Source organism: Streptomyces sp. BK79 (assembly GCF_044142145.1).
Taxonomy (GTDB): domain Bacteria; phylum Actinomycetota; class Actinomycetes; order Streptomycetales; family Streptomycetaceae; genus Streptomyces.
This window is the reverse complement of the sequence record NZ_JBHVOC010000007.1, coordinates 103,943-116,714: the sequence shown is the minus strand read 5'-3', so window position 1 is coordinate 116,714 and position 12,772 is coordinate 103,943. Positions and strand designations below refer to the sequence as shown.

Annotated in this window: 15 protein-coding genes; 3 read left to right on the top strand and 12 right to left on the bottom strand. The window is 72.8% G+C overall.

Translation table 11 applies throughout. The annotated features are described in order from the left end of the window. The first annotated feature begins 154 nt into the window (after nt 1-154). Together ACFIF2_RS10745 and ACFIF2_RS10740 are read left to right on the top strand one after the other, a co-directional pair. Nucleotides 155-1,018 carry a phosphatidylinositol-specific phospholipase C/glycerophosphodiester phosphodiesterase family protein gene (locus ACFIF2_RS10745; protein ID WP_395572320.1) on the top strand — a complete coding sequence of 288 codons (864 nt, stop codon included), beginning with the start codon at nt 155-157 and terminating at the stop codon, nt 1,016-1,018. A gap of 119 nt (nt 1,019-1,137) precedes the next feature. After that, entirely contained in the window at nt 1,138-1,332 is a 195-nt protein-coding gene (locus ACFIF2_RS10740) for a hypothetical protein (protein WP_395572319.1), read from the top strand. 18 nt (nt 1,333-1,350) lie between these two features. Here ACFIF2_RS10740 and ACFIF2_RS10735 read toward each other — a convergent pair whose 3' ends face one another. From ACFIF2_RS10735 to ACFIF2_RS10710, 6 genes are all read right to left on the bottom strand, one after another. Continuing rightward, a complete protein-coding gene (locus ACFIF2_RS10735) occupies nt 1,351-1,719 on the bottom strand; it encodes a DUF779 domain-containing protein (RefSeq protein ID WP_395572318.1) in 369 nt (122 codons plus the stop codon). A gap of 66 nt (nt 1,720-1,785) precedes the next feature. Further along, nucleotides 1,786-2,178, bottom strand: a complete 393-nt coding sequence (locus tag ACFIF2_RS10730; protein WP_395572317.1) for a luciferase family protein — start codon at nt 2,176-2,178, stop codon at nt 1,786-1,788. Between the two features lie 135 nt (nt 2,179-2,313). Continuing rightward, nucleotides 2,314-3,405: a lytic polysaccharide monooxygenase gene (locus ACFIF2_RS10725; protein WP_395572498.1), complete on the bottom strand. Its 1,092-nt coding sequence runs from the start codon at nt 3,403-3,405 to the stop codon at nt 2,314-2,316. Between the two features lie 147 nt (nt 3,406-3,552). Continuing rightward, nucleotides 3,553-4,710, bottom strand: coding sequence for a cellulose binding domain-containing protein (locus ACFIF2_RS10720; protein WP_395572316.1), 1,158 nt, complete (start codon nt 4,708-4,710; stop codon nt 3,553-3,555). Nucleotides 4,711-4,945: 235 nt separating this feature from the next. Next, nucleotides 4,946-5,971 (bottom strand): LacI family DNA-binding transcriptional regulator, encoded by a 1,026-nt coding sequence (locus ACFIF2_RS10715; RefSeq protein ID WP_395572315.1) that lies wholly within the window; start codon nt 5,969-5,971, stop codon nt 4,946-4,948. A 93-nt stretch (nt 5,972-6,064) separates the two neighbouring features. Next, a complete protein-coding gene (locus ACFIF2_RS10710) occupies nt 6,065-7,150 on the bottom strand; it encodes a MerR family transcriptional regulator (RefSeq protein ID WP_395572314.1) in 1,086 nt (361 codons plus the stop codon). A 113-nt stretch (nt 7,151-7,263) separates the two neighbouring features. On the opposite strand from ACFIF2_RS10710, the gene ACFIF2_RS10705 reads away from it, so the two are divergent. Next, complete coding sequence (locus ACFIF2_RS10705; RefSeq protein WP_395572313.1) at nt 7,264-7,686, top strand: SgcJ/EcaC family oxidoreductase; 423 nt, start codon at nt 7,264-7,266, stop codon at nt 7,684-7,686. Nucleotides 7,687-7,710: 24 nt separating this feature from the next. Here ACFIF2_RS10705 and ACFIF2_RS10700 read toward each other — a convergent pair whose 3' ends face one another. From ACFIF2_RS10700 to ACFIF2_RS10675, 6 genes are all read right to left on the bottom strand, one after another. Beyond that, nucleotides 7,711-8,358, bottom strand: a complete 648-nt coding sequence (locus ACFIF2_RS10700; RefSeq protein WP_395572312.1) for a CoA transferase subunit B — start codon at nt 8,356-8,358, stop codon at nt 7,711-7,713. Continuing rightward, nucleotides 8,358-9,116 carry a CoA transferase subunit A gene (locus ACFIF2_RS10695; protein WP_395572311.1) on the bottom strand — a complete coding sequence of 253 codons (759 nt, stop codon included), beginning with the start codon at nt 9,114-9,116 and terminating at the stop codon, nt 8,358-8,360. The genes ACFIF2_RS10700 and ACFIF2_RS10695 overlap by 1 nt, the downstream gene beginning before the upstream one ends. A 41-nt stretch (nt 9,117-9,157) precedes the next feature. Continuing rightward, nucleotides 9,158-9,937 carry an SDR family NAD(P)-dependent oxidoreductase gene (locus tag ACFIF2_RS10690; RefSeq protein WP_395572310.1) on the bottom strand — a complete coding sequence of 260 codons (780 nt, stop codon included), beginning with the start codon at nt 9,935-9,937 and terminating at the stop codon, nt 9,158-9,160. Next, nucleotides 9,934-10,692 carry an SDR family NAD(P)-dependent oxidoreductase gene (locus ACFIF2_RS10685; protein WP_395572309.1) on the bottom strand — a complete coding sequence of 253 codons (759 nt, stop codon included), beginning with the start codon at nt 10,690-10,692 and terminating at the stop codon, nt 9,934-9,936. The genes ACFIF2_RS10690 and ACFIF2_RS10685 overlap by 4 nt, the downstream gene beginning before the upstream one ends. After that, a complete protein-coding gene (locus tag ACFIF2_RS10680) occupies nt 10,689-11,660 on the bottom strand; it encodes a fumarylacetoacetate hydrolase family protein (protein WP_395572308.1) in 972 nt (323 codons plus the stop codon). Before ACFIF2_RS10680 ends, ACFIF2_RS10685 begins: the two co-directional genes overlap by 4 nt. Nucleotides 11,661-11,839: 179 nt before the next feature. Continuing rightward, nucleotides 11,840-12,772, bottom strand: coding sequence for a VOC family protein (locus ACFIF2_RS10675; RefSeq protein ID WP_395572307.1), 933 nt, complete (start codon nt 12,770-12,772; stop codon nt 11,840-11,842).

Sequence of the window (12,772 nt, the reverse complement as noted above, 5' to 3'; positions counted from 1 at the left end):
CCCCCCACATGCCCGTCCCGCCAGGGGCGGGCATGCGGTCCGATGTGAACGACCGGCGGCGGTCCGGCCAACTCCCCGCACGGCACTGCTCCCCGAGGGCTCCGGGACCCCATACTCACAGGCGTCCCGTACGGCACCTCCAGGGAGGCAGAGCATGGCCCTCACCACCCGACGCAGAGCCCTCACCACCCTCGGCGCCGCCCTCACGGGCGCCGTCGCCCTGCCCGCCGGCACCGCGCTGGCGAGCGAAGGCCGGCCCGGGCCACGCCCGTTGTGGCGGGCCCACGCCCACAACGACTACGAGCACCCGCGCCCGCTCCTCGACGCCCTCGACCACCGCTTCGGCAGCGTCGAGGCCGACATCTTCCTCGTCGACGGCCAACTCCTCGTCGCCCACGACCCCGAGGACCTGGACCCGTCCCGCACCCTGGAATCCCTCTACCTGGACCCCCTGGCCGCCCGCGTCCGCGCGCACCACGGCAGGGTCTACCGGCGGGACCGCCGCGCCCTGCAACTGCTGATCGACATCAAGACCGAGGGCGCGGCCACGTACCTCGAACTCGACCGCCGCCTGCGGCGCTACCGGCACCTGTTCACCACCTACGCCCACGGACGGGTGTTCCCCGGCGCGGTGACCGCGGTGGTCTCCGGCGACCGGGCGGCCCGCGTCCCCATGGAGGCCCAGCGCACCCGCCACGCCTTCTACGACGGCCGTCTCGCCGACCTCGGCGGCCCGGCACCCGCCTCCTTCGTCCCGCTGATCAGCGACAACTGGACGCTCAACTTCACCTGGCGGGGCGTGGGCGCCTTCCCGGCCGCCGAGCGTCGCAAGCTGCGGGACATCGTCGGCGCGGCCCACGCCCGCGGGCAGCGGGTGCGGTTCTGGGCCACGCCCGACCTGGCGGGCCCCGCGCGGGACGCGGTGTGGGCCGAACTGCTCGCCGCCGGCGTCGACCACCTCAACACCGACGACCTCGCCGGTCTCGAGGCGTTCCTCGACGCCCACCGGGACGCGTAGACCCCGGGCCCCTCTGACACCACTCGTTCGGAGGACAGGTCAGCCGCCCGGACGAACCCTCCGCTACGCCACACTTGCGGCCGAACGCCGCGAAGTGGACGTGGCGGAGGAGGTTGACGATGGCCGTTTCCATCTCTGTGGTGCTGTTGCTGTCCGTCCTGGCGGTGATCTTCCTGCGCAACGGCGGGCTGAAGGTCTCGCACGCGCTGGTGTGCCTGCTGCTCGGCTTCTACCTGGCGAGCACCAGCATCGCCCCGACCATCAGCAGCGGTCTGACCGCGACGGCGGAGATCGTCGGCAGCCTCAGGCCGTGAACCGAACGGGGCACAGTCTCAGGCGCCGACGACGCGGGAACGGATGAGGAACCGCACCCCCTCGGGGGCCTCCAGCGAGAAGCCGCCACCCCGGCCCGCGACGACGTCCACGATCAGCCGGGTGTGGCTCCACAGCTCGTACTGGCTGCGCGACATCCAGAACGGCACCGGCTCCGCCACGCCGTCGACCTCCAGCTCCGCCAGCAGGACGTCCGCGGCGCCGGTGCGGAACTCGCCGGCCGGGTAACACATGGGGGAGCTGCCGTCGCAGCACCCGCCGGACTGGTGGAACATCAGGGGTCCGTGCGTCTCGCTGAGCCGCCGCAGCAGCAGGGCGGCCTCGGCGGTGAGCTCGACCCGGGGGGTCTCCTCGTATGTGTCACGCATGCCGTGCATGCCAGCACGGGGAAGGTTGCGAGAGGGTTGCGCGGCGCGTCCCCGCGCGATCCGGGCTCAGACCTCCCCGGCGCAGGAGCGGGGGAGCACCGTGACGCGCTCGTGGTTGCAGCCCGAGGGCGGCAGGTCGGCCGGCGGCCGCGCCTGATGGGCCTTCAACGCGATGCTCACCAGGCTCAGCAGCAGGTCGACGTCCGCGTCGCAGTCCAGGTGCACGGTCACCCACCGGGAGCCGGGCACCAGCCGGATCGCACTGGATCCGCCCAGGTCGTAGTGGAAGCGCTGGATGGCCCGCTGGGTCAGGTGGAGGTCCACGTCCCGGTCCGAGTGGAAGTGGACGATCTCGTCACGGACGGAGCGCAGCGCCCGTCCGGTTCCGCAACTGGCCGGACCCGTGGTGAGGTCGGGCCAGGCGTGCAGCCGCTCAAAGGCGCTCTGGGCCGGAGTCATGCCCCCATCGTCGCCCGATCACCGCGTCGCAACCAGAGGTTGAGCGATTTGTAACCGGCACGTGAGGTCGACGGGACCGCCCCTCCCGCCGCACGGCGGGAGGGGCGGTCGGTGTACGTCGGTGGCGCGGCGGTCCTACGGGCGCACGCAGCCGATCGTGCCCACGGGGAAGTTGTTGCCGGTGGACGTGGCGGTGAAGCCGAAGGTGACACTGCCGTCCGGTGGGACGACCCGGTTGTGGTCCACGTTCCGGACCGTGACCGCGCCGTCGGTGCCGCGTGAGAGCGAGCCGTTCCACACGCCCCCGAGCGTCGTCCCGCTGCCCGGCTGCCACCGCACGGCCCAGCCGTTCAGCGGCTCCGTGCCGTGGTTCATCACCTCGACGGAGCCCTGGAAGCCGCCGTTCCAGGGGTTCTGCACGGTGTAGACCGCCATGCAGTTGCCGGTGTGCGTGGGCGGCGGGCTCGTCGGGTCCGTCGGAGTGGGTGTCGGGGTCGGCGTGCCGCCCGAACCACGGATGCCGGTCACTTCGCCGTTGCCGCCGTCGAAGACGATGTCGGAGCAGGAGAAGAAGTTCTCCTGGCTGTCCGAACGCACCCACTGCATGAAGATCAGCGCGTCACCCGAGCGGCCCGAGGGCAGTGCCAGATCCCAGTAGTAGTGGCCCCCGTCGGTGCCCGGCCCACCCCGCTGCGGCGGGTCGGTCACCGTCTCGATCAGCTCCAGGTCGTCCCAGCCCAGCTCGGACGTCGGCGCCCAGCCCGGCTTGGTCAGGTAGACCCGGAAGTCACCCGGGTGGGCGGCCCAGTTGCTGTACTGCACCTTGATCGTCGAGCCGGACGTCAGATGCGTCCGCGGCCAGTCGGCGCGGGCGGCGTTGTAGGCGGAGAAGTCGTACGGGGAACGGTCACCGGCACTGCACAGGGTGCCGTCCGGGACGTAACCCGCCCCGCGCCCGCCCGCGTTGGAGTCCAGCACGGCGAACCAGTTGTACAGCGCCGTCGCGCCGCTCCGGTCGAGCGCGTCCTGACAGGCCGGGTTGGTCGGATCCAGCGCGCCGGTGCCCGTCTTGGCGTCGAGCTGGCACAGGTACGTCCGGGAACCGGGCAGCATCGCCACACCGTGCGCCTCGGCGCGCCCCTGTCCGAGCAGGAGGGTCACGCCGAGGGCGCTCAGGAGGGTGGCGAACACCGCCGCGAGGGAGATGAATCTGTTGCGTCGAACCAGTCGAACCATGGGTTTCTCCAGTTTCGCTGATCAGATCATGACAATCCAGAAGGGTGGGAACCCGGTGGGAACCCTCGCCCGTCCGGGGCGGGGCGCTTCGACCGGACGGGCGAGGGTGGTGGGGGGCGGCGGAGCGGCACGCGGTCGCTACGCCGTGGTGCAGGCGGTCCCGTTCAGGCTGAAGCCGGCCGGCTCGGCGAACGCGCCGCCGTGGGTGCCCTGGAAGCCGAACGTCTGGGTGCCGCCGGGCGCGATCCGGGCGTTGTGCCCCAGGCCGGTCGCGGTGACGGCGCCCGTGGACGGACTGACGGAGGCGTTCCAGGCCTGGGTGACGCGCTGGCCGGAGGGCAGGGTGAAGGCGAGCCGCCAGCCGTCGACGGGCGCCTGGCCGGTGTTGGTGACGGCGACGTCGGCGGTGAAGCCGCTCTGCCAGACGTTCGTCGCGTACGTCACCTTGCAGGCTCCCGCCGGGTCGCCGGGATCCGGATCCGGCTCTCCCGGGCCGCTGCCGGTCTCGACGTCGGAGGAGAAGGACTTCACGGTCAGTCCGGCGCCGTTCTGCCACGGCTCGAATCCGGCCTGCACACTCGTCAGGTACCAGTCGTCCTCGGCGAGCCCGCGGTTCACGGTGGCCCGCACGAAGTCCATGACGTCGAAGTTCCAGTCGGTGATCGCCGAGGGGGCGACGAAGGACAGCACGTCGTTGGCGCCGTTGCTGCCGGTCCACAGCTGCCAGGACTTCCCGCCGACCGTGGCCGTGCCGACCGGCGAGCCGATGGGCTGGATCGGGCCCACCTTGTTGAACCAGATCATGATCTCGGTCCGGTTCACCCCGTCCGTCCGGGGGGTCGGGTCCAGCCAGATGTCGTACGAGGCGTTGTAGACGGCGTCGGCGACGTAGCCGTACGAGATGCCGGAGGGTGCCCGGGAGACGGTGTCGAGCCGGGCGGGCAGCTTCGTGCCCGGTGAACAGGTCGTGTAGTGGCAGCCGTTGAAGACGGACGGGTACGACTTCGGCGCCCCGTTGGTCGGCACCGACCCGTCGGCCTGGGAGACCCGGAAGCCGGTGTCGGTGGCGGTGACGCACTGGGTGGCGCTGGAACCCCAGCGGTTGTTCTGGACGACGTACCGTCCCTGGATCGTCGTCGTCCCGAACGGTTCGCAGAGCGTGGTGTCCGCCTGCGTCTGCGCCTTCGCCTGTGCCGGTGCGGTCGCGGTCACGAGGGACGCGACGACGGCGAGCGTCGCGATCAGTGCGCTCAAGAGGCCGCGCGGGACGCGGGCTTGGGGCCGTAACGGTCGCATGGGGGGACCTCTCCGGAAGGGTGCGGGGGGAAGGAGGGCCGGGGCGGGAGCGCTCCCGACTCCCCACTGATGGGAGCGCTCCCACTTACCGGTTGCGGGTGACTGTAGAAGCGGTTCATGTTCCTGACAAGACTGTGCGCACGGGAGTTGTCGAAGGATTCTCGAAGACGCAGGTGAAGGGCGCGGCGCCGGAGGTGGGGAGCGCTCCCGGCGAGGAACGCCGGGGGCCGCTCCCTCAGGCGGAGTCCCGCAGGACCAGCTCCGTGCGGAGGATGACGTGCCGCCAGGCGACGGGGGAGTCCTCCATCTGCTCCAGCAGGAGCCGCACCATCGTGCGGCCGATCTCCTCCAGCGGCTGCCGCACCGTCGTCAGCGGCGGATCCGTGGGCCGGGCCGGCTGGACGTCGTCGAAGCCGATCACCGCGACGTCCTGCGGCACCCGGCGGCCCGCCGCGCGCAGCGCGTGCAGTGCCCCGGCCGCCAGGGTGTCCGAGGCCGCGAAGACCGCGTCCAGCTCCGGGTGCCGGGCGAGCAGGCCGGTCATGGCCCGACGCCCGCTCTCCTCCGTGAAGTCACCGCCCTCGACGACCAGCGAGGGCGGTGCCGTCACACCCGCCCGCTCCAGCGCCTCCCGGTACCCGCGCAGCCGGCACTGCGCGACGTACATGTCCGGCGGTCCGCTGATGGCCCCGATGGTGCGCCGGCCGCCGTTCAGCAGGTGGGTGACGGCGCCGCGAGCCCCGCCGGCGTTGTCCGCGTCGACGTAGGTGACGCTCTCGTCGCCGCTGCGCCGCCCCAGCATGACGGTGGGCAGACCCGCCTTGGCGAGCATGTCCGGCAGCGGGTCCTCCGCCCGCACCGACATCAGCAGCACGCCGTCGACCCGGCCGCCGCGCGCGTACTCCACGAAGCGCCGCCGCTCGGTGTCCGTGCGGACCAGGGTGAGCAGCAGCTGCACCGGGGTGTCGGTGAGGGCGTCGCCGACGGCGTGGACGATCTCGGTGAAGAACGGCTCCCCGAACAGCCGCCAGTCCGTCTCCGTCATGACCAGCGCGACGGCGTCGGCCCGGTGCCCGGCCAGGGAACGGGCCGCCAGGTTGGGGACGTACCCCAGTTCCGCGATGGCCTGCTGTACGGCGCGGCGTGTGGAATCCCGCACGCCGGCCGCGTTGTTGATGACCCTGGAGACGGTGCCCCGCCCCACTCCGGCGCGGGCGGCCACCTCCTCCAGCGTCGGCGCGCCGGGACGCTGCCTGCCCATGCCCGCCTCCCCCTCCCACGAGATCATCCGATACTACGGCCGCCGGACCGGCGGGGCAGGCGGATCGCGGTGGGCGGTCGGGCCGGACCGGCCTCAGTCGTCCAGACGGACCGGCATCAGCAGCGAGAACGTGCTCTCGTCGTCCGGCCGGCGGATCGCCACGGGCGCCGTGGGGGCGCCGAACTCCAGGACCAGCCGGTCCCGGTCGCCGGCGGTGAGCGCGTCCAGCAGGAACGCGCGGTCGACGGCGACGCGGTCCCGGTCGTCGTCACCGTCCCCGCACACGGTCACCGTCCCGTCGTCCGTCACCGCGAGCACACTCAGGTCCTGCGACGCCTCGCCCGGTCCGCGCACCTCGCTCGCGCGCACGGGGCCGGTCTCCAGCGCCTCGCGGAAGGCGGCCGTGTCGACCGGGGTCCGTCGCCCGGACGGCAGGTGGACGAGGCGACGGTAGTCGGGGAAGTCGTGGGCGAGGCACCGCCCGGCGGCCTGGCGGTCCCCGGCCTCCAGCGTCACGCGGTCCCCGTCCACGGCGAGGCCGACGCGCTGGTCACCGCCCAGCAGCGCGCGCATCGCGTCGGCCAGCGGGACCGGGACCAGGGCCTGTACCCGCGGCCCGCCGTGCCCGGCGGTGTCCGTCCGCGCGACGGCCAGCCGGTACCGGTCGGTGGCCACGAGGTGGAGCGTGTCGCCCTCGACGTCGAACAGGACGCCGCCGAGCATCGGCAGGCCGGGGTCGGCGCTCACCGCGAAGCGGACCGCGTCCAGGGCGGCGGCCAGCCCGGTCGCGGATACGGACAGCCGGACGGGCGGGGTGTGTGCGGCGGTGGTCATGATGTTCTCCCTCTGGTCGAGTAGTGCGCGGAGCGTGGAGAACTCGCCGCGGGCATCGGCCAGGCCGCGTGCGAGGCGACGCAGGTGCGCCTCCAGCAGCCCGCGCACCAGGTCCGTGTCCGCGCCGGACCAGCCGGCCAGTACCAGCCGGATGTCGGCCAGGGGCATGCCGGCCCGCCGCAGCCGGGCCAGCAGCCGCGCCTCGTCGAGCTGCTCGGGCGCGTACCAGCGGTAGCCGCTGGCCGGGTCCACCCAGGCCGGGACCAGCACTCCGGCACGGTCGTAGAACCGCAGGGCGCTCACGCCCAGGCCGCTGTCGCGGGCCATCTCCCCGATGCTGCGCATCTCGCTCTCCACGTCCGGAACTCTGGGCCCTTGACCAGGTCGAGGGTCAATCCCGGCCGGACCTCGCGCCGGCCCTTGACCTCAAGTCCGCTTGACGTACCAGGGTGATCCGCATGAACACCGACACAGAAACCGGGACCACCGCCACCGCGGACGTCCGGGCCATCGAACAGGTCGTGGCCGCCGTCGAGCGTACCCAGCGCGCCAAGGACGCCGAGGGATTCCTCGCCCTTTTCCACCCCGACGCGCTCTGGACCACCGGGCACGGCAAGGTCCTCCTCGGCTTCGACGCGATCGCCGGGTTCACCCGTGCCGTACTGCCGGACGCCACCTGGGACGGCGACGTCACCTACGAGGTGGCGCACGTCCAGTTCCTGCGGCCCGATGTGGCGGCCGTCAAGGTCCGGCAGGTCTACCGTTCGGCCGAGGGCGACACGGAGGGCGCCCCGCTGTACGTCATGACCCGGCGGGACGACGGGACCTGGCAGTTGCACGCCTGCCAGAACACCCCCGTTCTCGGCGACGACGTCGGGTGAGGACCGGGGACGGCGTCCCCGAGGTCAGCGCCGCGCGCCGGACGGGACGGACAGGGGAGCGCCGGTGCGGGCGGTGACGGCCTCGACGGTGACGCCGGGGGCGGTCTCGACGAGGACGAGGCCGTCACCGGTGACGTCGATGACGCCGAGGTCGGTGATGATCCGGTGCACGCACCGCTCACCGGTGAGGGGCAGCGCGCACTCCCGGAGGATCTTCGGGCCGCCGTCCTTGGCGGTGTGCTCCATCAGCACGATGACGCGGCGGGCGCCGTGCACGAGGTCCATGGCACCGCCCATGCCCTTGACCGTCTTCCCGGGGATCATCCAGTTGGCGAGGTCACCCCGTTCGGACACCTGCATGGCACCCAGGACCGCGGTGTCGACGTGACCGCCGCGGATCATGCCGAAGGAGAGCGCGGAGTCGAAGAAGGAGGCGCCCGGCAGGACGGTGACGGTCTCCTTGCCCGCGTTGATCAGGTCGGGGTCGACCTCGTCCTCGTACGGGTAGGGGCCGGTGCCGAGGACGCCGTTCTCGGAGTGGAGCACGACGTGGACGCCGGGCGGGAGGTGGCCGGGGATCAGGGTGGGCAGGCCGATGCCCAGGTTGACATAGGAGCCGTCGGTGAGTTCGGCGGCGGCCCGGGCGGCCATCTGGTCGCGGGTCCAGGACATCAGGAACGCACCGTCCTCTTCTCGATGGGCTTGTCGGCGGCCTGCTCGGTGGTGAGCGCGACGATCCGCTGCACGTAGATGCCGGGCAGATGCACCTCGTCCGGGGCGAGTTCGCCGGGTTCGACGAGTTCCTCGACCTCGGCGATCGTGACGCGGCCGGCCATGGCGGCGAGGGGGTTGAAGTTGGCGGCGGCGCGGCGGAAGCGGAGGTTGCCGTGCCGGTCGCCGCGCCAGGCCCGTACGAGGGCGAAGTCGGTGGTGATGCCGTGCTCCAGGACGTACGGGCGTCCCCCGAACTCCCGGGTCTCCCTGGGCGGGGAGGCGACCGCCACCTCGCCTCCGCCGGGCGCGTACCGCCAGGGCAGGCCGCCCCGGGCCACCTGGGTGCCGACACCGGCCGGGGTGTAGAAGGCGGGGATGCCCGCCCCGCCGGCGCGCAGCCGCTCGGCGAGGGTGCCCTGCGGGGTCAGCTCCACCTCCAGCTCACCGCCCAGGTACTGGCGGGCGAACTCCTTGTTCTCGCCGACGTAGGAGCCGGTGACGCGGGCGATGCGGCCCGCCGAGAGGAGGACGCCCAGACCGCGGCCGTCCGTGCCGCAGTTGTTGGACACGACCTCCAGCCCGGTCGTGCCGCGTGCGTACACCGCGTCGATGAGAGCGGCGGGGACGCCGGAGAGGCCGAAGCCGCCGACGGCGAGCGAAGCGCCGTCGGGGATGTCGGCCACCGCCTCGGCGGCGCTGCCGCGGACCTTGTTCACGTGCTGGGTTCCTTCCGGGAGTCGTTCGGGACGCAGGGGGTTCAGGCGGTGGCGCCGGGCAGCACGGCGGACCATCCGCCGTCGACGACGAGGTTGGCGCCGGTGATGTAGGCGGCCTCGTCGGAGGCGAGGAAGACGGCCGCGTTCACGACGTCGTCCGCCGTGCCCACCCGGCCCAGCGGGACGTGGCGGGCGATGCCGCGCATCGGGTGGTCGTCGGCGAGCAGATTCGCGCGCGAACCGTCGGTGTCGATCAGTCCGGGGCTGACGCAGTTGGCCCGGACACCGTGCGGGGCGCCCTCCGCGGCGAGCTGCCGGGTCAACGCGATCACCGCGCCCTTGGACGCCGAGTGCGCGGTGCGCGGGTTGGTGAGGGAGCCGGTCAGGCCGGCGGTCGAACCCACCGTCAGCACGCAGCCGCGGCTGCGGACGAGGTGCGGCCAGGCCGCCCGGACCGTCAGCCACACCGAGTCCAGCTCGGCGCGCATCGTGAACGCGAAGTCCCCGTACGGCTGGGACGCGATCGCCCCGAAGCGGACGGCGCCCGCGTTGGCGTAGACGATGTCGACGCCGCCGAACGCGTCCACGGCCTCCTCGGTCCAAGACCGCACGGAGTCCTCGTCGGTGACGTCCAGCGGGCCCGGCGTGATGATCGTGCCGCCCTCGCGGGCGACCAGCCGCTGGGTCTGAAGGGCCTCCTCGTGCAGCAGGTCGCCGCCGACGACCAGCGCGCCCTCGGCGGCGAAGCGCAGGGCCGCCGCCCGGCCCTGGCCCCGGGCGGTGCCGGAGATCAGGGCCACCTTGCCGTCGAGCCGCTTCATCCGCCGGCCTCCGCGGCGAGCAGGGCGTCGGAGACGGACTTGACCCCGCCGTGCGCGGTCAGGCCGCCGTCCACGGGGATCTCCGCGCCGGTGATGAACGACGACTCGTCGGACAGCAGGAACACGACCAGCGGCGCCACCTCGTCGACCGTGCCGGTGCGGCCGAGGGGCGTCTCCCGGAGGTTGGCCTCGCGGAACGCGGGGGCGGCGGAGGCCGTCATCTCGGTCTCGATGTAGCCGGGGTGGACAGTGTTGACGCGGATGCCGCGCGGCCCGAGTTCCAGTGCGGCGGTCTTCGACAGGCCCCGCAGTCCCCACTTGCTCGCGGTGTAGGCGACCGGGTAGTGGGCGGTGAGCGCGGCCGAGGAACCGACGTTGACGATCGAGGAGCCCGGCGGCATCAGCGGGCTCAGGTGCTGGATGCCGAGCAGCGGACCGGTCACGTTGACCGAGTGCACCCGCTCGAAGTCCTCGGCCCGCACGTCACCGACCCGGGCCCGCCAGGTGACGCCCGCGTTGTTCACCAGGCCGTGCACGTGCCCGTACGCCTCCCGCAGCTCGGCGGCCAGCTCCGCCCACTCCTCGCCGCTGCTGACGTCGAGGCGGCGGCAGTTCCCGCCCGGCGTCACGTCGGTGGCGATGACCCGGGCGCCCTCGCGGGTGAGGGCCTCGGCCTCGGCGGCGCCCTGGCCGCGGGCGGCGCCCGTGACGACGACGACCTTGCCGAGCAGCCTCTTGGGGTGCAGGTCGCTCACGACCGCTCCCTGCCGCGCCGCCGGCCGGCCGGCAGGGGCACGGGCTCGGTGCCGGGGACGACGGTGTTGGTCAGGGTGCCGATGCCCTCCACCGTGAGGGTGACGGTGTCGCCCGGCTGCAGCGGCGGCGGGGTCCGCTCGCCGCGCCGGCCCCACAGTTCGGCCAGGCAGCCGCCGTTGCCGCAGGTGCCCGAGCCGAGGACGTCACCCGGTACGACGCGGGTGCCGCGCGAGGCGTAGGCGGTCATCTCCTCGAAGGTCCAGCTCATGTTGGACAGCAGGTCCTCGCCGGCCTTCTCGCCGTTGACCTCGGCGGTCAGCGCCAGACGCAGGAACCCCTCGGCGTCCCGGTACGGCTCCAGCTCGTCGGCGGTGACCAGGTACGGGCCGAGGGTGGTGGCGGTGTCCTTGCCCTTGCAGGGACCGAGGCCCACCTTCATCTCCGCGCTCTGCAGGTCGCGCGCCGACCAGTCGTTGAACACCGTGTAGCCGACGATGTGGTCGCGGGCCCGCTCGGGGGTGAGGTCGCGGCCCTCCCGCCCGATCACCGCGCCCACCTCCAGCTCGAAGTCCAGCACGGCCGAACCGGGCGGTACCGGGATGCCGTCCCGGTGGCCGTAGATCGCGTGCGGGTTGGTGAAGTAGAAGGTCGGCGCCGCGTACCACTGCTCGGGGACGCCGGCGACGCCGTCGACCGAGCGGCGTACGCCTTCGACGTGCTCCTCGAAGGTGACGAAGTCCCGTACCGACGCGGGCCGCAGCGGGGGCAGCAGCCGTACTTCGGAGACATGGGGTCCGGGCGGTACGTCGAGGGCGGCGCGGCCGGCGGCGAGCAGCCCGGGCAGGCCGTCGGACTCGGCGAGCAGGGCCGTGAGCGAGGTGACGCCGGGCAGCGGGAAGAGGGTGCCGTCGTCCTCCACGACGGCCACGCGGTGGCGGTGGCGGTGTTCGTAGGCGGCGAAACGCATGGTGCGGCTCCTGCGGGAGGGGGTCGGCCGAGAGGGAGGCGCGCGGGGTCCGGGCGCGGGTGCTCGACGGGGCGGGCGGGCCGTGCCGTGCTTCCCGCACCGGGGCGGGGGCCGGGGACGCGGCGGCGCGAGTCAGGGCGTGGACACCGCCGCCGCGTCCCCGGTGCGCGGGGAGCGGATCAGACCGGCGGGGCGACGAACACGCCGCGGTCGGGGTCGTTGAAGGACTCCTTGGCGACGAGTTCGTTCATGGGGTTGGCGGTGCCCCACTGGTCGGTGACCTCGGGCTGGGAGAAGTCGTAGACGTGCGGGTGCCAGGTGTCCTCGTCCAGGTTCTCCAGCTCGGTGGTGTACTCGACGGTGTTGCCGTGCGGGTCGAGGAAGTACGTGAAGGTGTTGTCGCCCGCCATGTGCCGGCCGGGACCCCAGACCTTCTTGAAGCCCGCCCGGATGACGCGGCCCGAGCCGCGCATGTACTCGTCGATGCCGCGCATCTCGAAGGAGATGTGGTGCAGCGCGGTGTGCGGGCCCTGGGCGATGGCCATGGAGTGGTGCTGGCTGCTGATCCGCATGAAGTGCATGACCTCGCCCATGTGCGGCGAGCTGAGCGTGTCCGACAGCGCGAAGCCGAGGTGGCGCTCGTACCACTCGCGGGTGCGGTTCAGGTCGGGGCTGTTGAGGACGACGTGGGAGAGCTTGACCGGGATGGACTCCTTCTCCTCGATCTTGCGGTGCCGGCGGACCTCGACGTCGGCGGAGACCTCGATGGTGCGGCCGTCGACGTCGAAGAAGCGGAACCCGTAGCCGCCGCCGGGCGTGTCGACGTGTCCCGGCTGCGAGATCAACTGGACGCCGCCCGCGAGCAGCCGTTCGGCGAGGGTGTCGACGTCCGCGGGGGACGCGGCGCCGTAGGAGACGAGGTCGAGGCGCTTCTCCTCGGCCTTGCGCAACCGCACGACGTACTGCTCCGGGGAGCCCTCGGCGGCCAGGAAGGAGATGCCGGAGTCCTCGGCGACCTTGGTCAGGCCCCAGACGCCGGCGTAGAAGTCGAGCTGCTTGTCGTAGTCGGGCACGGCAAGGTCGACGTGCCGCAGGTGGGTGAGCAGGCGCAT